Below are 23844 nucleotides of genomic sequence, written 5' to 3' on the forward strand. Positions count from 1 at the left end.
TTGGACTACTTGGGCAGCGTCGGTTCGATGGCGTTGGCGACCCGCGTCGCGGCGTCGCACGCCTTGTCCAGCGACGTGTTGTCGGACGAGGCGATGTCGACCCTGTCGGTCGGAGTCACCTCGATCGCGACGAGGCACGAGGTGTCGGAGGCCGGTGCCTTGACGAGCTTGGCGTCCCGAGAGCCCACGGAGATGCTGGACACGTCCTTGCCGACCGCCTCGTCGATCTTGAGGTCCGGTTCGGGCTTCAGCGACACCGCGTTGGTGGTTCCCAGGATGGCGTCGCACGCATCCCCGTCGGGCTCGATCTCGGTCAGGCTCACCTGGCCGGCGACCGATTCCAGCACGTCGCACGCGTCGAAGCCCGCGAACACGTCACCGCCGGTCGCCGGAGTGCTGGTGGTCGTCTCCACCGCGTTGCCGGTCGTGCTCGACGCGGTACCGCCCGGCGTCGGGTCACCCGGTTCCTCCGTGGTGCAGCCGGTGGCCACCGCGGCCACGACCGCGAAGGCCAGGAGGACGCGTGACGACAATCCCTCGCTCAACTGACTTCCACCCTCAGTAGCGGTTGTAGGTTCCGGCGGCAGACGTGTCCACCTCGCGGTAGTTCTCGATCGCCTTCTGGATCGCCTGCCGTGCTTCCGTCAACGCGGACCGCAGTTGGTTGATGGCCGGGACTATGCCGGTCGTCCCCGCCCCGCCCTCGACGCTCTCCTGGTTGTAGCGGGTGATCGCCTCGGCGTCCGGGCTGGTCCCGAGCTTGGCGCGCTGCTGGAGGTGCGACAGGTTGTTGTCGAGCTTCTGGAGGTCCATCAGCGCACTGTCGATCGCCTTCAGGTACGCCTCCGCCCCCGACTGGCTGATCGCGAACGAGCCCGAGTCCGCCGCGGCCTTCAGGCCCTGCATGTTGGCCGTCATGGCCTGCATGGACTGGACGCTCCACGCACCTTCCGGCGCCACGATTACCCCCTGCGAGTCTGCCGATCCCAGCCGTCACGGTACCCCCGGACGGAGGACCGTGTCTCGATTTTGACGGTCGCCGCCAACCGCCGGTTCCCGCATCACCCGAACGCGCGAGAGCCCTCCCACCGCAGGTGGGAGGGCTCTCGACCGGGGGACTGCTCAGCCGAAGCGGCCCGAGATGTAGTCCTCCGTGGCCTTCTGGCTCGGGTTGCTGAAGATCTTCTCCGTGTCGTCCACCTCGATCAGCTGACCCGGCTGGCCGACACCCAGCAGGTTGAAGAACGCGGTCTGGTCGGAGACCCGCGCCGCCTGCTGCATGTTGTGGGTCACGATGACGATCGTGTACTCCTTCTTCAGCTCGGTGATCAGGTCCTCGATCGCCAGCGTGGAGATCGGGTCCAGGGCCGAGCACGGCTCGTCCATCAGCAGCACGTCGGGCTGCACGGCGATGGCGCGCGCGATGCAGAGGCGCTGCTGCTGACCACCGGACAGGCCGCCGCCCGGGCGGTCGAGGCGGTCCTTGACCTCGTTCCAGAGGTTCGCGCCCCGCAGCGACCTCTCGGCCACCTCGTCGAGCTTCTTCTTGTTCCGCTCGCCCGCGAGCTTGAGGCCCGCCACCACGTTGTCGCGGATCGACATCGTGGGGAACGGGTTGGGCCGCTGGAACACCATGCCGATGGTCCGGCGCACCTGCACCGGGTCGATGGACGAGGCGTAGATGTCCTCGCCGTCCAGCAGCACCTTGCCCTCCACGCGGGCTCCCGGCGCCACCTCGTGCATGCGGTTCAGCGACCGCAGCACGGTGGACTTGCCGCAACCGGAGGGTCCGATGAACGCGGTGACGTTCTTCGGCGGCACGGCCAGGGAGACCTCCTGGACGGCGTGGAACTTGCCGTAGAAGAGGTTGAGGTCCTTCACGTCGATGCGCTTGGCCATGACCGCCCGCTCACTTCGTCTTCGGAGCCAGCCACCGCGAGATCACGGTAGCCAGCAGGTTGAACAGCGTGATGATGAGCACCAGGGTGATCGCCGCGCCCCAGATGCGATCGAAGCCCGCCTGCGTCGGGTTGTTCCGCTCGGACGTCATCAGCAGCGGCAGCGACGCCATCGGGCCGTCGAACAGGTTGTAGTTGATGTACGGCGCGTACGCGGCCAGCACGAGCACCGGCGCGGTCTCGCCCATGACGCGGGCGAGGGCCAGCATGATGCCGGTGACGATGCCGGACAGCGCGGTGGGCACGACGACCTTGACGATCGTCTTCCACTTCGGGATGCCCAGCGCGTAGGACGCCTCGCGCAGCTCGTCGGGGACGATCTTGAGCATCTCCTCGGTGGTCCGCACGATCACCGGCACCATGAGCAGCACCAGCGCGAGGGACACCGCGAACCCGCTGCGGCCGAAGCCGAAGTAGGTGATCCACAGCGTGTAGACGAACAGGGCGGCCACGATGGACGGCACGCCGGTGAGGATGTCCACCATGAACGTGGTGGCCTTCGACAGCTTCGACCGGCCGCCGTACTCGACGAGGTAGACGGCGACGAACAGGCCGATCGGCACCGAGATCAGGCCGCAGACGAGGCCCTGCACGAGGGTGCCGTAGATCGCGTGGTAGACACCGCCGCCCTGCTGCCGCGAGAGCAGCCCGGACAGCGACTTCTGCCACCAGTCGGCGTCGAGGATGACCGGGAAGCCGCGCTGGACCACCACGAACAGCACCCAGACCAGCGGCACGATGGCGATCAGGAACGCGCCGTAGACCAGGGTGGTGGCGACGGCGTTCTTGAACTTCCGCGAGCCGCTGACGCTCTGGAACGTCGGCGGCGTCGCGAGGCGGTCGAGGTCCGCCGTGTCGGTCGTCATTCGTACTCCTTGTGACCGGCGACGATGGACCGGGCGATGGCGTTGACGCCGAACGTGAGCACGAACAGCACGAGGCCGGCGGCGATGTAGGCGCCGGCGATGCGCGGGTCGTTGAACTCGGGCGCGGCCAGCGCGATCTTGGACGCGAACGTCGCGCCGCCGTCGAACAGGCTCCACCCGAACGTCGCGGCGGTGCCGCTGAGGATGATCGTGAGCGCGATGGTCTCGCCGAGCGCGCGGCCGAGGCCGAGCATGGAGGCGCTGACGTAGCCGGCCTTGCCGAACGGCAGCACGGTGGTCCGGACGACCTCCCACTTGGTCGCGCCGAGCGCGATGGCGCCCTCGACGTGGGTGGGCGGGGTCCGGTCGAACACCTCGCGGCTGACCGCGGTGATGATCGGCAGGATCATGACGGCGAGCACGATGCCGGCGGTGAAGATGGTGCCGCCGATCTCGATGCTGACGTTGCCCTCGGCGAACAGGAAGATCCAGCCGAGCTTCGCGGTGAGCCACTCGCCGATGGGCGTGAGCACCGGGCCGAGCACCAGCAGGCCCCACAGGCCGAAGATGATCGACGGCACGGCGGCCAGCAGGTCGATGACGTACGCGAACGGCCGGGCGAGCCTGCGCGGCGCGTACTGGGTGAGGAACAGGGCGATGCCCAGCGCGATGGGCATGGCGATGACCAGCGCGAACGCCGCCGACACCACGGTCACCAGGAGCAGGTCCAGGATGCCGTAGCGCATGTTGTTGACGTCGCTGGTGGACCACTCGCGACTGGTCAGGAAGTTGACCTTGTCCAGCCCCAGCGAGGGGATGGCCTGGATCAGCAGGAAGATGCCGATGGCCCCGATGAGGACCACGATGAAGATGCCCGAGCCGGTGGCGAGACCGGCGAAGATCCGGTCACCCGGCCGGACGTGCTTCTTGTTCTCGGCTTCCGCGGTCGGGGGAATCGGAGCCTCCGAGTCGGGTCGAGCGGCCGGAACGCCCCCGCGGGCACCGCTGTCAGCGGTGCCCGCGGGGCGCTCGACCACGGTGCGGTCGTTCATCGCCTCAACGCCTGCGTGGAGTCTGCCGGCCTGATCAGGCGATCGCCTGGATGGCGGTCAGGATCTTGTCCTGGAACGCCTTGGGGAGCGGAGCGTAACCCGCGTCCGCCAGGCCGGCCTGGCCGTCGGTCGCCGCGACCGTGAGGAACGCCTTGACGGCCTTCGCGGTGTCGGCGTCGTAGCCCTTGGAGCAGACGATCTCGTAGGTGGCGAGCAGCAGCGGGTAGGCGCCCGCGGTGGACGAGCCGTAGATCGAGTTCAGGTCGAGGACCAGGTCGTTGCCGGAGCCCTTGACGGTGGCGCCGTCGATGGCCTTGCCGACCGTCTCGTTGGTCAGCTCGACCGGGCCGGAGCCGTTGTCGATCTTCGCGATGGACAGCTTGTTGTCCTGGGCGAAGGACAGCTCGACGTAGGTGATGGCGCCGTCGATCGAGCCCGCCGCCTGCGCGACGCCGGCCGACTTCTCCTTGCCCTCGCCGATGCCGCCCTTGAACTGCTTGCCGGCGCCCTGCGTCCAGGCGCCCTTCGAGGCGGCCTGGAGGTAGAGCTGGAAGTTGTCGGTGGTGCCCGACTCGTCGGAGCGGTAGACGACCTTGATGTCCTTGTCGGGCAGCGACGCGCCGGAGTTCAGCGCGGCGATGGCCGGGTCGTTCCACTTCTTGACGGAGCCGTTGAAGATCTTGGCGGCGACCTCGCCGGTCAGCGTGAGGTCGGCGACGCCCTCCAGCTTGTAGCCGAGCGCGACCGGGCCGAAGACCAGCGGCAGGTTCCAGGCGGGGTTGCCCTTGCAGCGCTCGGCGGCGGCGGCCACCTCGCCCTTGCTCTCGGACAGCGGGGAGTCGGAGCCGCCGAAGTCGACCTGGCCGGCGTTGAAGTTCTTCACGCCCGCGCCGGAGCCGGAGGCGTTGTAGGCGACGTTCGCGCCGGCGCACTTCTGCTGGTACGCCTGGATGAACGTGTCGATCGCGTTCTTCTGCGCGGAGGAACCCTCTGCGTTCAGGTTGGACTTGCCACCGCACTCGACGGGCGTCGACGACTGGCCCGCCGCCGACGTGGTGCCCGCACCACCGGTGTTGTTGTCGCTGCCGCACGCGGTGAGCAGAAGCGCACCGGCCGCGATCAGGCCGAGAACGGCGCCGTGTCGCTTGGTCTTCACCTGGGTCCTCCAGCTGCGAAAAACGGTGTCGCGACGAACCTCCGCCGCTCGACACGGACGGTAGGCAGCGAGGGTGGACAGGCGCCCAGGACAAGGTGAACGAGAGGTGAACTCCATACGGGAGGTGACTGGGGACACCGCCTTTTGGGTGGTCCCGTGACCTGCACGTTTGCATGACGTGATGGCTTCGTCACTACCGGGCGTATTGGGCGTCCGAATCCCACCGGGCGAACCCCAACCGGGTGTACACGGCCAGTGCCGCCGCGTTGTCGGCCTCGACGTACAGCATCACCTCGGTGAGCCCGGCGTCCCGCAGGTGCGCCAGCCCGGCGAGGGTGAGGGCCTTGCCCAGCCCGCCGCCCTGCGCGCCCGGGTCGACGCCCACCACGTAGACCTCGCCGAGGGTGGCCGAGTGGACCTTCGTCCAGTGGAAGCCGAGCAGCCGCTCCTCGGCGTCGACGGCCAGCAGGAAGCCGGCCGGGTCGAACCACGGCTCCTCCTCCTTGTGCCGGACGTCCTCGATGCTCATCGCGCCCTGCTCGGGGTGCCAGGAGAAGGCGCGGTGGTTGACGTAGACGACGGCCGCCTCGTCCCGGCCGGGCACGAACGACCGCAGCCGGACGCCCTCGGGCAGGACCGGCGACGGCAGGCCGGCGTCGAGGGGGCGGCGCAGGCGGAGCAGCTCGCGGACCTTGCGGTGGCCGAGCTTCGCCGCCAGGGCCTCCTGCTCGGGCCGGCCGCCGTGCGCCCAGACGCGCAGGGGCGCGTCCCCCAGGAGGGCGACGCGCTCCTGGGCGGCGGCGAGCAGGGCGGTGGCGGTGCCGCGCCGGCGGTGCTCCGGGTGGACGGCCAGCTCGGCGACCTTGTTGCCGTCGGCGTCGCCGAAGACGTCCAGGTGCAGGTAGCCCGCCAGGACGCCGTCCACGCGCGCCAGCAGGTGGGCGCTGCCGCGGGCGCCGGGGCGCAGGCGCAGGACGACGGCCTCCCCCACGGGGGCCACGCCGTCGGCCGCCTCAACGGCCCCGAGCAGGCCGGAAACCTCTCCGGCCTGCTCGGGGGTCAGCTCTTCGAACCAGGTCGATTCCACGTCGGGAAACCTACCGGGAGCCCGGTCACGCCCTGAAGATCAGCTCCGCGTCGTCGATCGTCGTCTCCGGCGCGTCCAGGTGCTCCACGCGGCGGGCCGAACCCGGGCGCGGCGGGCGGACGAACTTGTAGCCCACGTTGCGCACGGTGCCGATGAGCGACTCGTGCTCGGGGCCGAGCTTGGCGCGCAGGCGCCGGACGTGCACGTCCACGGTGCGGGTGCCGCCGAAGAAGTCGTAGCCCCAGACCTCCTGGAGCAGCTGGGCGCGGGTGAAGACGCGGCCCGCGTGCTGCGCGAGGTACTTGAGCAGCTCGAACTCCTTGTAGGTGAGGTCGAGCGGGCGACCGCGCAGCCGGGCGGTGTAGGTCGCCTCGTCGATGACCAGCTCGCCGAGCTGGAGCGAGCCGTCGCCACCGGGCTGCTGGGTGCCGCGCCGGGAGCGCACGAGGCGCAGGCGGGCGTCCACCTCGGCCGGGCCGGAGGTCGGCAGGAGGATCTCGTCGACGCTCCAGTCGGAGTTGACCGCGACCAGGCCGCCCTCGGTGACGATCGCCACGACGGGGACGTCCACGCCGCTGGAGTCGAGCAGCCGGCACAGGCTGCGCGCGGCGACCAGGTCGGTCCTGGCGTCGACCAGGACGATGTCGTGCGGACCGGCCTCCAGCAGCGCGGAGACCTCCGGGCGCAGCGGTCGCACCTCGTGCGGCAGGAGCGACAGCGCGGGGAGGACCGCCTCGGGATCGGAGTCGGTGGTCAGCAGCAGCACGTCGATGCTCATCGCGGCGCCCTCTCGTTCGGCCGGTGTGAGGTCACCGGACCAGGCAGCGCGAAGTACGGTGACCGGGCCCCGTTGCCTGCGGATGACGGAGACGATACCGGTGCGCACCGCAAAAGACCCAGGTCAGCAGGTCAGGGTCACAGTTGTTTCCACAAGCGTCACGCCTGTTACATCCATGTCACACGACGCCGTCCGTTTGGACGGTGTGCACGTGAGGTCGACACGGTCCGTGACCGACCTGGCGTTCGTGGTGGGTCACGGCTTCACCAACCACGTGCGGAAACCGTTCGTGTCACGAGTGCTGCGCCGCCTCGCCGGGCACGGCGGGGTGGTCGCGCTGGACTTCCGCGGCCACGGCCGCTCCGGCGGCGCGTCCACGGTCGGCGGCGACGAGGTGCACGACCTCGCGGCGGGCGTTTCGCTGGCCCGCGAACTGGGGTACCGACGCGTGGTGACCGTCGGGTTCTCCATGGGCGCCTCGATCGCCCTGCGCCACGCCGGCCTGCACGAGGACCGCCCGGACGCCGTGGCGGCGGTCAGCGCGCCCTCCCGCTGGTGGGTGCGGGAGACCCCGGCCATGCGCCGGGTGCACTGGCTGCTGGAGCAGCCGCACGGCCGCCTCGCCGCCCGCGCGCTGGGCGTCCGGCTCGGCGCGCCGTGGACCACGCCCCCGGAGAGCCCGCTGGAGGTCGTGCACCGCATCGCGCCGACCCCGCTGCTCATCGTGCACGGCGAGCAGGACCACTACTTCGGCCCCGCGCACGCCGTGGCGCTGCACCGCGCGGCCGGCGGCGACGCCGAGCTGTGGCTGGAACCCGGCGTGCGGCACGCCGAGTCGGCCATGACGCCGGCCCTCGTGGACCGGATCGCAACCTGGCTGGACCGCCGCACGTCCCCCGAAGCGACCCACCACGCGACCGCGGAAGAAGGACCATGACGGCGACCGGGACCAAGCGCCGCCCCACCAGGGGACGCAAGATCGTCATCGCCGCACTCGTGCTCGGCGGCCTGCTGGTCGCCGCCGACTTCGGGCTGGCGGCGGCGGGCGAGTACCAGGTCGCGCAGAAGATGCGGGACAAGTTCCGGCTCAGCGAGGACCCTTCGGTCCGCATCAACGGCTTCCCGTTCACCGCCCAGGCCCTCGCCGGCGACTACCGGGACATCGAGATCAGCGCGACCGGCGTGCCGGTGGCCGACCAGCTCCGCGACCTGGAGATCCGGGCCAACCTCTACCACGTGCGCATCGGCCTGTCGGACCTGCTGTCGGGCAACACCCGCGACGCCAAGATCGACCAGGTGCGCGGCAGCGTGAAGATCCAGGCGGCCGACCTGAACCGGCTGGTCGACCAGGTCACGCCGTTCTCCGACATGGCCATCGAGCCGGACACCCGCACCGAGCCGCCCGCGGGGCAGGCGCCGAACCCGACGGTGGCCGCGGTGAAGCTGTCGGGCACCACGACGGTCGCGAGCCGCGAGATCCGGATCGCCGCCTACGGCACGGTGTCCCTGGTCAACGGCCAGGTCGCCATCGCGATCAACGACGTCGAGCTGGACGACACCGCGCTCGCCGGCCTGGACGCGGTGCTGGGCGTGGTGCGCGAGGCGCTGAGCGTCACGATCGACCCGGGCGTGCTGCCGTTCACCGTGACGCCGACCGCGGTGAAGGTGGAGAGCGGCGCGTTCACCGTCGAGGGCACCATCAACGACATCCCGCTGGACCAGCAGTGACCGGTGCCTGGGCGCTGCTGGGCGCGGTGCTGGTGGTGGCGCTGGTCGGCGTGCTGCTGAAGCGGCGCGACGGCCGGGTCCGCGCGCCGGCCCCGCCCCGTGACGGCGGGCCGCGCGACGGGCTGCCCCGTGACGGGCTGCCGCGCGACGATCTGCCGCGCGAGGTCCGCGACCTGCTCGACCCGGGCACGCCGGTGACCCTGCTCCAGGTCTCCACGTCGTTCTGCGCGAACTGCCGGCGGGCGGGCGCGCTGCTCGGCGCGCTCGCCGGGCGGACCGAGGGCCTGCGGCACGTCGAGCTGGACGTGACCGACCTGCCGGAGGTGGCGAAGGCCCTCGGCGTGCTGCGGGCGCCCACGACCCTCGCGCTGGACGCGTCGGGCGCGGAGCTGTTGCGGGTCGGCGGCGTACCGCGACCGGACGTCCTCGTCGCGGCGTTGCGCCCGCACCTGCCTGACCCGAACGGGTGAAGCCGGATTTCCCACCACATGGGCGGTACTCCCGACCAGAGGGACGACCGACTACCCTCGCCCCCATGACCACGCTGCTGACCAAGCGACTCGCGGTGGACCTGTGCCGCGTGCGCAGCAGCCTGTGTCGCGCGACGAGCTGACCGGGCGGTCCCGGCCGGCCCCGTGCCCTTGACGCACGCGCGCCGCGCCTCTACCACCGCCTGAGACGGACTACCAGGTCTTGTCCCCGTCAGGAGGTCGTCGCCGTGTCGAAAGATGCCCCAGTTGACCCTCGCGGTCCGCGCTTCAGCGCCTGGATCACCACCGCCATCCTCGCGGTGGTGCTGCTGACCGGCTCGTGGCGGTTGCTCGCCGCGCAGACCGTGCTGTTCGGCCTGTGCGCGTTCGTCTCGCTCAAGCTCAACCCGTGGGGCCACGTCTACCGGTACGCCGTCCAGCCGAGGATCACCCCGACCGCCGAGCGCGAGGAGGCCGCCCCGCTGCGGTTCGCGCAGGGCGTCGGCTTCGTGTTCGCGCTGGTCGGCACCATCGGGTACGCCACCGGACTCACCGCGCTCGGGGTCGCCGCCACCTCCGCCGCGCTGGTCGCCGCGCTGCTCAACGCCGCGCTCGGCCTGTGCCTCGGCTGCGAGGTGTTCCTGCTCCTGCGCCGCTACGCACCCGCCCTCGCCCGCCCCCAGTAGTACGAACGAAGAAAATTGGAGCAGCTCGATGAGCCGTGAAGACGTCCTGGTCTCGGCCGCGTGGTCCGAGGAGAACCTCACCGCGCCCGGTGTGGTGTTCGTGGAGGTCGACGAGGACACGACCGCCTACGACGGCGGCCACATCCCGGGCGCGGTGAAGATCGACTGGAAGAACGAGCTCCAGGACCCGGTCCGCCGCGACTTCGTCGACCGCGCCGGCTTCGAGAAGCTGCTGTCGGCCAAGGGCATCGCCAACTCCGACACCGTGGTCCTCTACGGCGGCAACAACAACTGGTTCGCGGCCTACGCGTACTGGTACTTCAAGCTGTACGGCCACGACGCGGTGAAGCTGCTCGACGGCGGCCGCAAGAAGTGGGAGCTCGACGGCCGCCCGCTCGACAAGGAGCCGGTGCAGCGCGAGGCCACCACGTACACCGCGCAGGAGCAGGACCTGGCGATCCGCGCGTTCCGCGACGAGGTCGTGGACGCGATCGGCAACAAGAACCTGGTCGACGTGCGCTCGCCCGACGAGTTCTCCGGCAAGCTGCTGGCCCCCGCCCACCTGCCGCAGGAGCAGGCGCAGCGCGGCGGCCACATCCCGAGCGCGATCAACGTGCCGTGGAGCAAGGCGGCCAACGAGGACGGCACGTTCAAGTCGAACGAGGAGCTGGCCGAGATCTACGGCGAGGCCGGGTTCGACGGCTCGCGCAAGACGATCGCGTACTGCCGCATCGGCGAGCGCTCGTCGCACACGTGGTTCGCGCTGCACGAGCTGCTGGGCCACGAGGACGTGAAGAACTACGACGGTTCGTGGACGGAGTACGGCTCGCTGGTCGGCGTGCCGGTCGAGCTGGGCGACGGCAAGGGGAACTGATCATGAGCCTGGACGGTTGCGGTGCGCCCCAGCAGGGCGTCGACATCGCGGTGGGTGCGAACGAGGTCGTGCTGAGCGGCAAGGTCACGTCGGGCGACGGGCCGGTCGGCGGCGCGTTCGTGCGGCTGCTGGACTCGACCGGCGAGTTCACCGCCGAGGTCGTGTCCTCGCCGGAGGGCGACTTCCGCTTCTTCGCCGCGCCCGGCACCTGGACGGTCCGCGCCCTGCACCGCTCGGGCAACGGGCAGGCGTCGGTCAGCGCCGACGGTCCCGGCGTGCACTCGGTCGCGGTCGCGGTGGCCTGACGGTCCGCTGCCGATCCGGTCGCCCGGGTCGCTGTTCTCCCCGGTCCCGGTGGCGTTCGCCACCGGGACCGGCGGCGTCCGGGGCGAGGGCGATAAACTCGGCTGGTGGAACACTTCTTCACAGGGCTCCTGGTGTTCGTGTCCCTGCTCGTCGTGTGGTTCGCCGGGTACGTCGTGTACCGGCTGTTCTCCGACCAGCGGTGAACGGCCCCGGCGTGGACGGTCCGGGCGTGAACGACCCGGCATCGAACGGTCCGGCCGCGAGCGGTCAGGCTGCGAACGGTCCGGCCGCAAGCGGTCCGGCCGCGAACGGCGGGGCGCCCGTCCCGGGCAGCGGTGACGCGGCCGTGCAGGCCGCCGCGGCGCGCGCGTCGGTGACGGGCGGGCGCAACCTGCCGCAGTTCGACGACCTGCCGATCCCGGCGGACACGGCGAACCTGCGCGAGGGCCCCTCCCTGCACGACGCGTGCCTGGCGCTGCTGCCGCTGATCGGCGTGTGGCGCGGCGAGGGCGAGGTCGTGTACCCGACGATCGAGGGCCCCTACCGGTTCGGCCAGCAGATCACGTTCGCGCACGACGGCCGGCCGTTCCTGTACTACGAGGCCCGGTCGTGGCTGCTCGACGAGAACGGCGCGGTGATCCGCCCGGCGGCCCGGGAGACCGGGTTCTGGCGCCCGCAGGCGGACGACACGATCGAGCTGCTGCTGACGCACAACACCGGGATCGTGGAGCTGTACTACGGCAAGCCGCTCAACCCGACGTCGTGGGAGCTGGGCACGGACGCGGTGGTCCGCACGGCGACCGCCAAGGACGTCACCGGGGCGCAGCGCCTGTACGGCATCGTCAACAGCGGCGACCTGGCGTACGTCGAGGAGCGGGCCATGATGGGCCAGCCGCTCCAGCCGCACACCTCGGCGCACCTCAAGCGCATCGTGGGCTGAACGTCCGATCGTTGAACATCCCCCTTGTTGGGACGTTCTCCGATTGGATTGTTCAACAATCCTCATCTTGGCCGTAAGCTGTCGGCATGCGGCTGCGGCGTTGCGGCACCCACGCGGTGCTCGTCGAGGTGGACTCGCTCGGCGAGGTCGAGGCGGTGCGCGCCGCGCTGGCGGCGGCCGAGCTGCCGGACGTGGTCGAGCTGGTGCCGGCCGCGCGGACGGTGCTGGTCGGGACGAGGCCGGGCGGGTTGCGCGCGGTGCGCGAGGTGCTGGCCGGGGTCGACTTGGCGCACCGGGTGGGGACGGCGTCCCGCGAGGTGGTGATCCCGGTCCGCTACGACGGGCCGGACCTGGACCTGGTCGCCGAGACGGCGGGGCTCACCCCGGCCGAGGTGGTCGAGCTGCACACCGGTGCCGAGTACCAGGTGGCGTTCTGCGGGTTCGCGCCCGGCTTCGCCTACCTGGTCGGCCTCCCCGAGCCGCTGCGCCAGCCCAGGTTGGACTCCCCGCGCACGAAGGTCCCGGCGGGCTCGGTGGCCGTGGCCGGCGAGTACACGGCCGCCTACCCGAGGGCCACCCCCGGCGGTTGGAGGCTGATCGGCAGCACCGACGCGCCCCTCTTCGACCCCCGACGCCCGGAACCGGCCCTGCTGGCCCCCGGCCACCGGGTCCGCTTCACAGCCGTCGGCCACCTCGGCACCCCCCGCACCACCCCCCACCCCGCCGAGCCCAACCACACCAACTCCAACCGCGCCGAGGCCGAACGCCCTGAGCCCGCCTGCGCCGAGCCCGACCGTCCAGAAGCCGACCGCCCCGAGCCCGCCTGCTCCGGGACCGGCCACGCCGAGTCCGGCCGCGATGAGGCTGGCCGTGCCAGGGCCAGCCGCGCCGAGTCCGACCACGCCGAGGGCAGCCGCGATGAGTCCGACCGTGCCGATACCGGCCACCCCGCGACCGGCTACTACCCGAAGGCCACCCGCTCGGATGCCGCCGGTTCCGGGGCTGCCCGGTGAGCGCGCGCACCCTCACCGTCCTGCGCACCGGACCGCAGACCCTCGTCCAGGACCTCGGCCGGCCCGGGAACGCGCACCTCGGCGTGCCGCCCTCCGGGGCGCTCGACGCACCGTCCCTGGCGCTCGCCAACCGCCTGGTCGGCAACCCCGAGGGGGCGGCCGGTCTCGAAGTGCTGCTCGGCGGCCTCGTCCTGCGCGCTGGCGCCTCCTGCACGGTCGCGGTCACCGGGCCGGTCACGCCCGCGCTGGTGAACGGCGTGCCGCGCGACTCCCCGCTGCACCTCGCCCCCGGCGACACGCTCGCCCTCGGGGCACCCTCGGGCGGGCTGCGGTGCTACGTCGCCGTCTCCGGTGGCGTCGCGGTGCCTGCCGAGCTCGGCAGCCGGTCCACCGACCTGCTCTCCGGCCTCGGCCCGGCGCCGCTGGCCCCCGGTGACGAGCTGCCGCTCGGGGAACCGACCGGCGTCCCGGTGGGCGTGGACGTGCTGGTGCCGGTCCGGGTGCCGGACGTGCTGGTCGTGCCGGTGCTGCTCGGCCCGCGCGACGACTGGTTCACCGACCCCGCGGGCCGGTTGCGCGCCGGGCGGTGGGTGGTGTCGGACCGCAGCAACCGGGTCGGCCTCCGGCTCACCGGGACGGCCCTCGAACGCGACCCGCGCCGCGCGGGGCGGGAGCTGCCGAGCGAGGGCCTGGTGACGGGCGCGGTGCAGGTGCCGGCGGACGGGGCGCCGGTCGTCTTCCTCGCCGACCACCCGACGACCGGCGGCTACCCGGTGATCGGCGTGGTGCCGGCCGACGCGCTCCCGCTGCTCGGCCAGGCCGCCCCGGGCACCGCGCTGCGGTTCTCCCCGCAGGGGTGACCGGGGCGGGGGTGACCGGGGCCGCCGCCGCTCAGTACTCCGACTCGTAGAACCCGTCGAGCACGGCGTGCAGCGCGGTCGAGTCCGGCAGCACCTTGCCGTCCAGCGTGTGCACGCGGGTGATCTTGCGGACGCTCGACACGAGGAACACGCCGTCCGCCGGGTACAGCTCCTCGACCTCGATCGGCGCGACCTCGACGGTCCAGCCGTCGCGCTCGGCGGCCCGGAACAGCGCGGCCTGCGTGGTGCCCGGCAGGATGCCCAGCGTCGACGGCGGCGTGGTCAGGGTCCGCCCGCGCGCCAGGACCAGCGTGGACGTCGGCCCCTCCAGCACCGAGCCGGACGAGGTGGTGAACACGACCTCGTCCGCGCCGCGCCGCTCGGCCTCGCGCAGCGCCGCCATGTTGACCGCGTAGGACAGCGACTTCGCGCCGAGCAGCAGCCACGGGGCGCGCTCGGCCAGACCGGGTTCGATGCCCCGGTCGAGGGTGATCGCGGCGATGCCCTCGGCGCGCTGCGCGATGACCTTCGGCGAGATGTCCGCGGCCAGGGCGAACCCGGTGGGCGTGCCGTCGCCGCCCTCGACACCGCGCGTGCAGACGAGCTTCAGCGCGATCTCGGGGCCGCCCGACCAGGTGCTCAACACGAGGTCGACGGCGCGCTCGAACGCGGCGCGGTCGGGTTCGGGCATGTCGAGCATCGCCGCCGAGCGGGCCAGGCGGTCCAGGTGGGGGCCCAGTTCACGGGGTTCGCCGCCGACGACGAGGATCGTCTCGAAGACGCCGTCGCCGCGCAGGAGACCGAGGTCGTCGACCCGGATCAGCGGGGCGTCGGGGTCGGCCAGTGTTCCGTCCAGGAGTGCCAGCACGCGCATACCGTGAGACTACTCACGCCCTACCATGGCTTTCGTGGACACCGCCGGCGGCCCGAAAGCCCTGCGCAAGACGCTGCACGACCGCGGCATGCGCATGACGCCCCAGCGCCAGCTCGTGCTCGACGCGGTGCGCGAACTGGGGCACGCGACGCCCGAGGAGATCTGCCGCCGCGTGCAGGTCACCGCGCCCACGGTGAACATCACGACGGTCTACCGCACCCTCGACCTGCTCGACCGGCTCGGCATGGTCCGGCACACCCACCTCGGCCACGGCGCGCCGAACTACTCGGTCGACGCGCACGAGCACGTGCACCTGGTGTGCCACCGCTGCGGCCGGGTCGACGAGATCCCGTGCGGGCTGCTGTCCCCGCTCGGGGGAACACTGGCGGCCGAGTACGGGTTCGAACTGGATGCGAGCCACCTCGCGCTGTCCGGCACGTGCCGCGAGTGCCTCGCCGAGGTCGAACCGAAGGAGTCCGAGTGAACTCACCGCTGCTGACCGCGCCCGGCGCGGTCGCCCCGTTCGACGGCAACCCCGACCAGGGCGTGCCGTGGCACTTCGGCGACCCGTTCGCGGAGCAGCGGGCGGCGGTGCGCTCGGTGGTGGTGGTGGACCGGTCGAACCGGGCCGTGCTCGCGATCTCCGGCGAGGACCGGCTGACCTGGCTGCACTCGCTGACGAGCCAGCACTTCGAGGCGCTCGGCGAGGACCGGGCCACCGAGGCGCTGATCCTCGACGTCCAGGGCCGGGTCGAGCACCACGCCGCCGCGGCCAACGTCGGCGGCGTCGTCTACCTCGACACCGGCTCCGAGCGGGCCGGCGACCTGCTCGGCTACCTGACCAAGATGGTCTTCTGGTCCAAGGTCGAGCCGCGCGACGCCTCCGCCGACCTGGCGGTGCTGTCCGTGATCGGCCCGGAGATCGTGGGATTGTTCAACAATCTGAATGTTCCCTTGCCGGACGATCCTCATGGCGTGGTCGCGCTCGACGGCGATGGGTTCGTCCGCCGCACGTCGTGGCCCGGCCGGCACGCGGCGGACCTGGTGGTGCCGCGCGCCGCGCTCGCCGACTGGTGGGGCCGGCTGACCGGGGCGGGGGCGCGGCCGGCGGGGAGCTGGGCGTTCGAGGCGCTGCGCGTGGAGTCCCTGCGGGTGCGGCTGGGCGTGGACACCGACGAGAAGACCATTCCGCACGAGGCGAACTGGGTCGACGAGGCCGTCCACCTGAACAAGGGCTGCTACCGGGGCCAGGAGACCGTCTCCAAGGTCCACAACGTCGGCCGCCCGCCCCGCCGGACGCTGCTGCTGCACCTGGACGGCTCCCGCGAGGTCCAGCCCGAGACCGGTGACCCGGTCCTGGTCGACGACCGCGTGGTGGGCCGCGTCGGCACCGTCGCCCTGCACCACGAGCTGGGCACGGTCGCGCTGGCCCTGGTCAAGCGCTCGGTGTCCCCGGAGACCGAGCTGCTGGTGGGCACCGAGGACCGCCGCGTGCAGGCCGCGATCGACCCCGACTCGGTGCCGCCGGACACCCCGGGCCTGGGCCGCGAGGCGGCCCGCAACCTGGGGCGCTGACCCGGGGCCCGACGGCGGGACACCGGCAGCGGGACACCGGCGGCACGCACCGACAGCGGGGCACCGACAGCGCGCACCGGTCCGGCCGTCCGGACCGGAAAACCGGCAACACCCCCGACCTGCGGCGGAGCGGAGGACCCGCCCCGCCGCCGCGCTGGTCCGAACGGGTTCTGTGCCAGGATCACCGGCATGTCCCGACCCGGTTCCCACGGCACGCTGCTCACCGTCGCCCCCACCGGGGCCGAGCACGCCAAGGCCGACGTGCCCCGGCTCCCGGTCACCCTGGACGAGCTGGTCGCCACCGCCCGGGCCTGCGAGCAGGTCGGTGCGGCCGTGGTCCACGTGCACGTCCGGGGCGCGGACACGCGGCCGACGCTCGACCTCGGCCTGCTCAAGGAGACCGTGGCCGCGCTGCGGCAGAGCACCGACCTGGTGGTGCAGCTCTCCACGGGCGGCGCGGTGACGGACCCGGAGGCCGACCGGCTGCGGGTGCTGGACGCGCTGCCCGACTCGGCGTCCTGCACGATGGGCACGGTCAACTTCGGCGACGACGTGTTCCTGAACCGCTGGGAGTTCGTCGTCGCCCTGCACAAGGGGATGCAGGAGCGGGGCATCGCCCCCGAGTACGAGATCTTCGACCTGGGGCAGCTGGCGTCGCTGCGCAGGCTGCTGGACCAGCACGGCCTGCCCGCGGGCGGCAAGGTGCACGTCGACCTGGTGATGGGCGTGCCGGGCGGGATGCCGGGCGACGCCGAGACGCTCACCTCCGCGCTGCGGCTGCTGCCGGAGGGCGCGTCGTTCTCCGCGACCGGGATCGGGCGCACCACCCTCCCGGTGATGTTGACGGCGCTCGCCGCGGGCGGGCACCTCCGGGTGGGAATGGAGGACACCATTTCCTACGCGAAGGGACAGCCGGTCCGGGACAACGCGCAGTTGGTGGCCCGTGCGGCCGGGTTGGCGAAGATCGCGCAACGCCCGCCGCTCCCGTGTGCAGATGCACGTGCACTTTTGGGCGTGCGCAGTCCGGTACAGGTTTGAAACAACTTTGGAAGCAGGTTTGTGTTGGCGGGTGGGCAGGAACTACCTCAGGATGAGTACGTGATCGAGGTGCGTCCTGGCGGGCGCCGCCGTATCGACCGGGTGCTCGCCCCCGACTACGCGGAGGGGGTCGAGCAACTCCCGCTCGCCGACGTGCGGGCGCTGCGCGACGAAGCGGCGCAGGAGGAGACCGACCTGTCGTACCTGAGGCGGCTGCTGCACGCGCGGATCGACATCGTGCGCGCCGAGCAGGAGCGCCGGATCTCGGGCGGGTCGGCCGTGGTGGACCAGTTGGCGACGATCCTGTCGTCGAACGCGGTCGGACCGGCGACGGGCCTGGGTCGCTACCAGACGCAGGAGCCGTCCCGGGCGGAGGCGCACCGGCGGCACGTCGAGGCGCTGGTCTCCGACGTGGACCTGTCGGACGTCAGCGCGCTGTCGGACGACAAGCTGGTCCTCGCCCTGCGGGTGTTCGTCGGCGAGGAGGCGTCGGTGTCGGGGCGGCGGCGCGAGGTGCAGGCCGTGGTCGACCGGCTCAACGCCGAGATCGCGGGCCGCTACCAGAGCGGCAGCGCGTCGGTGGACGAGCTGCTGGCCGCCGAGCGCGGGTGGCCGAACAACCCGGGGCGTTCCAAGGAATAGGATCACACTCCCGCCATCCGGACAGGCCGCCTACCGTGGCCGCTTGATGGCACAGCGGAGCCCGACGATCCCGCCCACCCGGTACCGCTGGGTGGTGCTGGCGGTCGGCGCGCTGGCCCAGGGCACCAACGCCGCGGTGTTCCTGGGGCTGCCGGCGATCTCGCCGCAGCTGCGCGACCACTTCGGGCTGTCGCTCCCCCAGGTCGGCCTGCTGCTCGGCGCGGTCAACCTGGGCACCATGCTCACCCTCGTGCCGTGGGGCGCGATGGCCGACCGGCGCGGCGAGCGGCTCGTGATGACTGTCGGCGGGGTCGGCGCGGCCCTGTTCCTCGCCCTGGCGGCGCTCGACGGGGCCGTGGTCGCCGGGATCGCACTGGTCGGCGTGGGGCTGTTCGGCGCGAGCGTGAACGCGGCGAGCGGCCGGGCCGTGCTGACCTGGTTCCCGCCGGACCGGCGCGGGCTGGCGATGGGCCTGCGGCAGACCGCCACCCCGCTGGGCGCCGCGCTGGCCGCCGTCGTGCTGCCGGTGCTGGCGCTGGGTGCGGGCGTGCCGGTGGCGTTCCTCGCCCTGGCCGGGTTCACCGGGTTCGTCGCGCTCGCCGTCGCCCTCCTGGTGCGCGAACCGCCGTGGAACGTGCGGTCCACCGGCCGGGGGCACGGCGTCGTGCTGAAGGACCGGAACCTCATCCGGCTCTCCGCCGCCAGCGGGCTGCTGGTGGTGCCCCAGTTCACCGCCGCCGCGCTGATGGTCGAGCTGCTGCACGAACACCGCGGGCTGGCGGTGGGCGCGGCGGCCGGGCTGTTCGCCGCCGCCCAGGTCGCGGGCGGGCTCGGCCGGCTCGTGGTCGGCGTCTGGTCGGACCGCTCGGCGACCCGGGTGGGCCCGCTGAAGGTGCTCAGCGTGCTGGTGGCGGTCGGGTTCGCGCTGTGCGCGGCGCTCGACCGGGCGCCGGTGCCGGCGCTGGTGGCGGTCCTCGTGCCCACGGCGGCCCTGGCGCTGTGCTGGAACGGCGTCGCGATCACCGCCGCGGGTGAACTCGCCCCGCCGGGCCGCACGGGCACCGCGCTGGGGATGCAGAACACCGCCAACTACCTGTCCGCGACCGTCACGCCCCCGCTCGCGGGCTGGGTCGCCGTCACGATCGGGTGGTCTTCGGCCCTGCTGCTGGCCGCCGCGGCGGCGGTGGGGGCCCGCCTGCTGCTATCCGTGCCGTTCGCGCCGCGCGAGCTCGCCCCAGAACTCCCGTAGCCGCTCGTAGCGCAGCGCGACCTCCTCGGCGTCGCCCGCCTCCAGGGCGTCCACGACGGCGTTCACGTCCGCCGCCGAGGTGTCCTCCAGCAGGTCCTCGTCCTCGACGAGCTGCACCAGGCCGCCGTAGTCCAGCTCCACGGCCGAGCCGGGCGCGAAGTGGTCGAGCCACCGCTTGGTGTCGGCGAGGACCTTGGCGGGCCCCTCGTCGCCCAGGGAGCCGGACACCACGCGGTGCGCCCGCGCCACCCGCTCCCGCGCGTCGGCCATCGCCACCCGCCACGACACCTGCCGCTCCGGGTCGTCCCGGGGCGCCAGGACGATCCGCCGCGCCTCCGGCTCGACCAGCGCGAACCACGGCAGCGGCACCGTCCAGGTGGTGGAGATGACGTGCACCGCCCCGCCGGCCAGCTCGGCCATCACGGCGGCGGCGCGGGCCCGGACGGCGTCCGGTTCGACGGCCACCGCCTCGTCCTGGAGCGGGCCGGTGGAGGTGGCGAGGAAGCCGATGAGGGCGGCGGCCGAGCGGGCGCGGAGGTCCAGCGGGCAGACCAGGGGTCCCGGGCCGACCTCCCCCGGCACCTCGGCGGGGCTGATGGTCATCACGTCGAACGGCGCGTCGGGCGCGACGCCGCCGTCCGGGCGCTCACCGGGCAGGAGGCGACGCGGTCGGGTGAGTTGTGACCGCAACCACAGCTCCCGTTCCCGCGCGCCGACGTCCGCCCGGCTCAAGGGCCCGTTCTCCAGGGCTTTTCGCACCTGATCGGCCAACGGTGCGTCAAGAGCCGACAGCGGTTCGTACACCCTGAGGTAGGCGACGAACGGTCGAGGCACCCGCGCATCCTCCCATGGTGAGATTTGGCGGCACGTGTCACGCCTACCGCGTCGCGAGGAACCCCTTCGACACGGTACGGTAGTTACCAGGAACTAGTTGTCGAGACGAGTGGGGCCGCCGTTCCCCCGGCCGCCCCCGTCCCTGTGCGAGGGGGTCGAGCCATGGGGCGCGGCCGAGCGAAGGCCAAGCAGACCAAGGTGGCGAGGGAGCTCAAATACAGCTCTCACTCCATCGACGTCGACGCCTTGCAACGCGAGCTGTCCAGCGGCGAGTCCGCCGCAGGTCGCCGGAGCGAAGAACGCTTCGACGACCCGGTGGACGACGAATACGACGACTACCGTCGCTGACGCGTCACAACACCCGCTGTCAGAGGTTGGGCTGCCGGAACACCACCGGCAGCCCGACCTTTGGCACGGGCACCTAGAACGCCCTGGCGTACTGCCGCGGCGGGTTGAGCCGCACCCCGAGCTGCTGCGCCGCGTGCAACGGCCAGTAGGGGTCGCGGAGCAGCTCACGCGCCAGCAGCACCAGGTCGGCTGAGCCGTCCGCGAGGACCTGCTCCGCCTGCCGGGCGTCGGTGATCATGCCGACGGCCCCGGTGGGCACGTCGGCCTTCCGCCGCACGGTCTCGGCGAACGGCACCTGGTACCCGGGTCCGGTCGGGATGTCGGCCTGCGGCACGTTGCCGCCGGTGGACACGTCGACCAGGTCCGCACCCAGGGCCGCGAGGTCGCGCGCCAGCACGACGCTGTCCTCCGCGGTCCAGCCGCCCTCGACCCAGTCGGTGGCGGAGATGCGCACGAGCACCGGCACGTCCTCGCCCACGGCCTCCCGGACGGCGGCGGTGACCTGGCGGGTGAGCCGGGTGCGGTTCTCCAGCGAACCGCCGTGCTCGTCGGTGCGGTGGTTGCTGAGCGGCGAGAGGAACTCGTGCAGGAGGTAGCCGTGCGCGGCGTGCACCTCGACGACCTGGAAGCCGGCCTCGACCGCGCGGCGCGCCGCCGCGGCGAAGTCGGCGACGACCCGCGCGATCCCGTCGGCGTCCAGCGCCTCCGGCCGCCGGTACGACTCGTGGAACGCCTCCGCGCTCGGCGCGACGGGCGTCCAGCCGCCGTCCGCGTCGGCGACCCCGCCGCGCCGCTCGGCGAACGGGGCGTAGGTGGACGCCTTGCGCCCGGCGTGGGCGAGCTGCACGCCCGCGACCGCGCCGTTGGCCTTGACGAACTCGACGACCGGCCGCCACGCCTCGGTGTGGGCGTCGCTCCACAGGCCGGTGTCCTCGGGCGAGATCCGGCCGACGGCCTGCACGGCGGTCGCCTCGGTGAGCACCAGCCCCGCGCCGCCGACCGCGCGGGAGCCGAGGTGCACCAGGTGCCAGTCGTTCGGCAGGCCGTCGCGGGCCGAGTACTGGCACATCGGGCTGACCGCGATCCGGTTGGGCAGGGTGACCGAGCGGAGGGTCAGCGGGCTGAACAGCGGGCTCACGGGGCGGCTCCTCGGGGGGTCCGGTGGGTGACGGGCCGTTCGGCGCGTCTACAGGTCCAAGGTCCCGGATCGGACAGCTTGTTCCCCCGCGTGTCGACCGTCTCACGTCGCGGGAGCTGCGCAATTCCATTCGGATCGGTATTGCGCGTGCATTCGCACGTGATCTTCACGAGGGGGTCGGCACGCAAAACGCCGGACAAGAGGGGGCCAGTTACGCCCATTCGGGTGTACTGTCCGCAGCACGTTCGGGGAGACCATCACTTGCCACCTGACGCAGGTCGGCCCATTCGAAGTCCCGCCGGTCACGACAGTAACAGGACCCCCATGCTGCCCATGCCGACCACCACGTTCGCACATGATCCAGCGTGGCCCAGCAACAGCCTGCTGGGCCGCCTCCGGGAGAACACCCGCCAAGAGCTGCTGAACATCGGCACGGTCGTGCGGTACACGGCCGACCGCGAGGTCATCGAGCAAGACGCGAAAGACACTCACGTCCTACTGCTGCTCGACGGTGTGGTCAAGGTGCAGACCACCGACGAGACGGGCGACACGGCGCTGCTCGCCATCAGGGTGGCGGGCGACCTCGTGGGCGAGATGGCCGCGCTCGACCAGAAGCCCCGCTCCGCCACCGTGGTCACGTGCGGCGACGTGGTCGCCAAGCTGATCACCAGCGGTGAGCTGATGAGCTTCCTGCACCGGCGGAACGACGTTTTCGTCGAATTGATCGGAATGATCAACGACCGCCTCCGCTGGGCGAACCAGCGCCGGCGCGATTTCCTGTCCCACCCCGCCGCCGAGCGCGTGGCGCGGGTGCTCGCCGAATTGGTGCAGACGTACGGCCGGGAAGAAGCGCACGGGTGGACGCTGGGAATTCCGCTCACGAAGGTCGAACTCGCCTCCATCGCGGGGATGAAACCCAGGACGGCCGAGAAGGCGTTCTCCGATCTGCGGAAAGCGGGGGTGGTGGTCAGTCACCTGAGGCGTGACGTGCTGGTGCCGGACCTGGCCGGGTTGCGGAAATTCGCGGGTATCTGAGGCCGAACCGCAGTTCTGCGGGATTGACGCCGATGTCGTACTCCACAGTGACCCTGCGCGGCCGTGCGTGCGCGCGGTCGCGCCACTCCCGTACCCGCACGTCGAAAGGGTCGAACCCATGAGCTTCCAGCGCGGTCTGCTGGTCTGTTGCGACCTGAGGAGCTACAGCTCGGCCGACGACCGGCTCCAGCGCGAGTTGCAGGACCTGCTGGTCCGCACCCTGGACCGGGCGGGCGCCGCCGCCGGGATCGACCGGTCGCAGTGGGTCCGGCAGCCCAAGGGCGACGAGGAGTGGGCCGTGGTGCCCTCCACCACGGCCGAGGACGCCGTGGTCGACGGCTACGTGCGCGCCCTGGCGTCCGAGCTGGAGCACGTCAACGCCTACCGGGTGCCGCACGCCCGGCTCCGGATGCGGATGGCCATCCACCACGGCATCACCGCCGAGGGCGCCAACGGCTACCCCGGGGCCGACTCGGTGCTGGTCAGCAGGCTGCTGGACAGCAAGGCCGCCCGCGCCGGGCTGGAGCAGACCGACGCCGACCTGGTCGTGGTGCTGTCCGAGGTGGTCTACAGCTCGCTCGTGCAGGGCGGGTACACGACGCTGCGGGCCGCCGACTTCCGGCGCGTCGAGGTGCGGGTGAAGACGTTCACCGGGCACGGGTGGCTGTGGATACCGCAGGGCGACGCGCACGCCGTGCGGCTGGAGGAGGAGGGCGCGCCGCCCGCCGCCCCGGCCGACGCCACCGCCGCGCCCGACGCCGTGCCCGACGACGCCGTGCCGGCGCCCGTCGCCGGTCCGCCGGCCCCGACCGGCGGGATCACCCAGACCGCGCGGGCCGAGGGCGGTTCGACGGTCATCCAGGGCGGCCGGGACGTGTACGCCTCGCCGCAGCGCGCCGACGTGATCCAGAACTTCGACCGCAACGACCAGCGGGGATCGCACTTCGGGCCGGGGTACCGCCGGGACGAGGGGGCGTGAGGTGCGCGAGGAACCCCTGAGGCTGCTCGCCGGCGCGACCGCGGGCGCGCTGGCCGGGGCCGCGGACACCGAGCTGTGGCCGGACCTGCGCACCCGGGTGGCCGCGGCGCTCGCCCCCACCCGGTGCGAGCTGGTCTGCGAGCGCATGGAGGAGGCCCGCAGCAGGCTCGTCGCCGTGCCGCGGGTCCGGATGGAGCTGGCGCGGGCCGAGTTCGCCACCGAGTGGCGGGGGTCGATCCACACGATGCTGTGGGAGAGGCCCGAGGCGGCGCGGGCGCTGCGCGCGGTGCTGCACGACGTGGGCCCGGGGCTGCCCCGCGCCCGGCTCACCTGACCCGGCTCACCCGACCCGGGTCAC

Annotated in this window: 29 protein-coding genes and 1 pseudogene; 19 read left to right on the top strand and 11 right to left on the bottom strand. The window is 72.4% G+C overall.

Translation table 11 applies throughout. The features are described from left to right. Positions 1 to 5 precede the first annotated feature (5 nt). From ACRAKJ_RS40380 to ACRAKJ_RS40415, 8 genes are all read right to left on the bottom strand, one after another. Entirely contained in the window at positions 6 to 545 is a 540-nt protein-coding gene (locus ACRAKJ_RS40380) for a hypothetical protein (RefSeq protein WP_438922411.1), read from the bottom strand. A gap of 13 nt (positions 546 to 558) precedes the next feature. Further along, positions 559 to 960: a hypothetical protein gene (locus tag ACRAKJ_RS40385; protein ID WP_438922412.1), complete on the bottom strand. Its 402-nt coding sequence runs from the start codon at positions 958 to 960 to the stop codon at positions 559 to 561. Positions 961 to 1122: 162 nt separating this feature from the next. Continuing rightward, positions 1123 to 1899, bottom strand: coding sequence for a phosphate ABC transporter ATP-binding protein PstB (gene pstB / locus ACRAKJ_RS40390; protein WP_438922413.1), 777 nt, complete (start codon positions 1897 to 1899; stop codon positions 1123 to 1125). A 10-nt stretch (positions 1900 to 1909) separates the two neighbouring features. Further along, entirely contained in the window at positions 1910 to 2824 is a 915-nt protein-coding gene (gene pstA, locus ACRAKJ_RS40395) for a phosphate ABC transporter permease PstA (RefSeq protein WP_438922414.1), read from the bottom strand. Continuing rightward, positions 2821 to 3876 carry a phosphate ABC transporter permease subunit PstC gene (gene pstC, locus ACRAKJ_RS40400; RefSeq protein ID WP_447008829.1) on the bottom strand — a complete coding sequence of 352 codons (1056 nt, stop codon included), beginning with the start codon at positions 3874 to 3876 and terminating at the stop codon, positions 2821 to 2823. Before pstC ends, pstA begins: the two co-directional genes overlap by 4 nt. A gap of 34 nt (positions 3877 to 3910) precedes the next feature. Next, complete coding sequence (gene pstS / locus ACRAKJ_RS40405; RefSeq protein WP_438923895.1) at positions 3911 to 5032, bottom strand: phosphate ABC transporter substrate-binding protein PstS; 1122 nt, start codon at positions 5030 to 5032, stop codon at positions 3911 to 3913. A gap of 193 nt (positions 5033 to 5225) precedes the next feature. Then, complete coding sequence (gene mshD / locus ACRAKJ_RS40410) at positions 5226 to 6119, bottom strand: mycothiol synthase (protein WP_438923896.1); 894 nt, start codon at positions 6117 to 6119, stop codon at positions 5226 to 5228. Positions 6120 to 6144: 25 nt separating this feature from the next. Further along, positions 6145 to 6897: a winged helix-turn-helix domain-containing protein gene (locus ACRAKJ_RS40415; protein WP_438923897.1), complete on the bottom strand. Its 753-nt coding sequence runs from the start codon at positions 6895 to 6897 to the stop codon at positions 6145 to 6147. 211 nt (positions 6898 to 7108) lie between these two features. Here ACRAKJ_RS40415 and ACRAKJ_RS40420 point away from each other — a divergent pair, with 211 nt between their 5' ends. The 10 genes and pseudogenes from ACRAKJ_RS40420 to ACRAKJ_RS40465 all read left to right on the top strand — a co-directional run bounded on the left by ACRAKJ_RS40420 (position 7109) and on the right by ACRAKJ_RS40465 (position 13774). Next, positions 7109 to 7834 carry an alpha/beta fold hydrolase gene (locus ACRAKJ_RS40420; protein ID WP_438923898.1) on the top strand — a complete coding sequence of 242 codons (726 nt, stop codon included), beginning with the start codon at positions 7109 to 7111 and terminating at the stop codon, positions 7832 to 7834. After that, entirely contained in the window at positions 7831 to 8625 is a 795-nt protein-coding gene (locus ACRAKJ_RS40425; protein ID WP_438923899.1) for an LmeA family phospholipid-binding protein, read from the top strand. Before ACRAKJ_RS40420 ends, ACRAKJ_RS40425 begins: the two co-directional genes overlap by 4 nt. After that, complete coding sequence (locus ACRAKJ_RS40430) at positions 8622 to 9095, top strand: TlpA family protein disulfide reductase (protein ID WP_438923900.1); 474 nt, start codon at positions 8622 to 8624, stop codon at positions 9093 to 9095. The genes ACRAKJ_RS40425 and ACRAKJ_RS40430 overlap by 4 nt, the downstream gene beginning before the upstream one ends. A 65-nt stretch (positions 9096 to 9160) precedes the next feature. Then, positions 9161 to 9238, top strand: coding sequence for a putative leader peptide (locus ACRAKJ_RS40435; protein WP_411970356.1), 78 nt, complete (start codon positions 9161 to 9163; stop codon positions 9236 to 9238). Positions 9239 to 9343: 105 nt separating this feature from the next. Continuing rightward, on the top strand, positions 9344 to 9781 hold the full coding sequence (locus tag ACRAKJ_RS40440) for a DUF4395 domain-containing protein (protein ID WP_438923901.1): 438 nt from the start codon (positions 9344 to 9346) through the stop codon (positions 9779 to 9781). Between the two features lie 28 nt (positions 9782 to 9809). Continuing rightward, on the top strand, positions 9810 to 10655 hold the full coding sequence (locus tag ACRAKJ_RS40445; RefSeq protein WP_438923902.1) for a rhodanese-like domain-containing protein: 846 nt from the start codon (positions 9810 to 9812) through the stop codon (positions 10653 to 10655). A 2-nt stretch (positions 10656 to 10657) separates the two neighbouring features. Then, positions 10658 to 10960: a DUF1416 domain-containing protein gene (locus ACRAKJ_RS40450; protein WP_438923903.1), complete on the top strand. Its 303-nt coding sequence runs from the start codon at positions 10658 to 10660 to the stop codon at positions 10958 to 10960. 347 nt (positions 10961 to 11307) lie between these two features. Next, entirely contained in the window at positions 11308 to 11901 is a 594-nt protein-coding gene (locus tag ACRAKJ_RS40455; protein WP_438923931.1) for an FABP family protein, read from the top strand. A gap of 86 nt (positions 11902 to 11987) precedes the next feature. Then, positions 11988 to 12587 (top strand): annotated as a pseudogene (pxpB, locus tag ACRAKJ_RS40460) (5-oxoprolinase subunit PxpB); the annotation flags it as partial. Between the two features lie 323 nt (positions 12588 to 12910). Continuing rightward, positions 12911 to 13774: a 5-oxoprolinase/urea amidolyase family protein gene (locus ACRAKJ_RS40465; RefSeq protein WP_438923904.1), complete on the top strand. Its 864-nt coding sequence runs from the start codon at positions 12911 to 12913 to the stop codon at positions 13772 to 13774. A 31-nt stretch (positions 13775 to 13805) separates the two neighbouring features. Here the strand turns inward: ACRAKJ_RS40465 and ACRAKJ_RS40470 are convergent, their stop codons facing one another. Further along, positions 13806 to 14648, bottom strand: coding sequence for an aminodeoxychorismate lyase (locus tag ACRAKJ_RS40470; protein ID WP_438923905.1), 843 nt, complete (start codon positions 14646 to 14648; stop codon positions 13806 to 13808). A gap of 34 nt (positions 14649 to 14682) precedes the next feature. Between ACRAKJ_RS40470 and ACRAKJ_RS40475 the strand changes: the two genes are divergently transcribed. The 5 genes from ACRAKJ_RS40475 (at position 14683) to ACRAKJ_RS40495 (ending at position 19152) form a co-directional block, all read left to right on the top strand. Further along, positions 14683 to 15132 carry a transcriptional repressor gene (locus ACRAKJ_RS40475; RefSeq protein WP_438923906.1) on the top strand — a complete coding sequence of 150 codons (450 nt, stop codon included), beginning with the start codon at positions 14683 to 14685 and terminating at the stop codon, positions 15130 to 15132. Next, positions 15129 to 16223 carry a CAF17-like 4Fe-4S cluster assembly/insertion protein YgfZ gene (gene ygfZ, locus ACRAKJ_RS40480; protein WP_438923907.1) on the top strand — a complete coding sequence of 365 codons (1095 nt, stop codon included), beginning with the start codon at positions 15129 to 15131 and terminating at the stop codon, positions 16221 to 16223. Before ACRAKJ_RS40475 ends, ygfZ begins: the two co-directional genes overlap by 4 nt. A 189-nt stretch (positions 16224 to 16412) precedes the next feature. Next, complete coding sequence (locus tag ACRAKJ_RS40485) at positions 16413 to 17261, top strand: 3-keto-5-aminohexanoate cleavage protein (RefSeq protein WP_438923908.1); 849 nt, start codon at positions 16413 to 16415, stop codon at positions 17259 to 17261. Between the two features lie 60 nt (positions 17262 to 17321). Continuing rightward, entirely contained in the window at positions 17322 to 17903 is a 582-nt protein-coding gene (locus ACRAKJ_RS40490; protein ID WP_438923909.1) for an RsiG family protein, read from the top strand. 46 nt (positions 17904 to 17949) lie between these two features. Further along, positions 17950 to 19152 (top strand): MFS transporter, encoded by a 1203-nt coding sequence (locus ACRAKJ_RS40495; RefSeq protein WP_438923910.1) that lies wholly within the window; start codon positions 17950 to 17952, stop codon positions 19150 to 19152. Here ACRAKJ_RS40495 and ACRAKJ_RS40500 read toward each other — a convergent pair. Further along, positions 19105 to 19986 carry a hypothetical protein gene (locus ACRAKJ_RS40500; protein ID WP_438923911.1) on the bottom strand — a complete coding sequence of 294 codons (882 nt, stop codon included), beginning with the start codon at positions 19984 to 19986 and terminating at the stop codon, positions 19105 to 19107. The genes ACRAKJ_RS40495 and ACRAKJ_RS40500 overlap by 48 nt on opposite strands. A 162-nt stretch (positions 19987 to 20148) precedes the next feature. Between ACRAKJ_RS40500 and ACRAKJ_RS40505 the strand changes: the two genes are divergently transcribed. Continuing rightward, entirely contained in the window at positions 20149 to 20334 is a 186-nt protein-coding gene (locus ACRAKJ_RS40505) for a DUF3073 domain-containing protein (RefSeq protein ID WP_438923912.1), read from the top strand. 73 nt (positions 20335 to 20407) lie between these two features. Here ACRAKJ_RS40505 and ACRAKJ_RS40510 read toward each other — a convergent pair whose 3' ends face one another. Next, positions 20408 to 21472, bottom strand: coding sequence for an NADH:flavin oxidoreductase/NADH oxidase (locus ACRAKJ_RS40510; protein WP_438923913.1), 1065 nt, complete (start codon positions 21470 to 21472; stop codon positions 20408 to 20410). Between the two features lie 333 nt (positions 21473 to 21805). On the opposite strand from ACRAKJ_RS40510, the gene ACRAKJ_RS40515 reads away from it, so the two are divergent. The 3 genes from ACRAKJ_RS40515 (at position 21806) to ACRAKJ_RS40525 (ending at position 23820) form a co-directional block, all read left to right on the top strand. After that, positions 21806 to 22507, top strand: a complete 702-nt coding sequence (locus ACRAKJ_RS40515; protein WP_438923914.1) for a cyclic nucleotide-binding domain-containing protein — start codon at positions 21806 to 21808, stop codon at positions 22505 to 22507. Positions 22508 to 22625: 118 nt separating this feature from the next. Further along, entirely contained in the window at positions 22626 to 23486 is an 861-nt protein-coding gene (locus ACRAKJ_RS40520; protein ID WP_438923915.1) for a hypothetical protein, read from the top strand. Between the two features lies 1 nt (position 23487). After that, positions 23488 to 23820 carry a hypothetical protein gene (locus ACRAKJ_RS40525; RefSeq protein WP_438923916.1) on the top strand — a complete coding sequence of 111 codons (333 nt, stop codon included), beginning with the start codon at positions 23488 to 23490 and terminating at the stop codon, positions 23818 to 23820. The last annotated feature ends 24 nt before the right edge of the window (positions 23821 to 23844 follow it).

The organism is Saccharothrix sp. DSM 118769, from assembly GCF_052936295.1.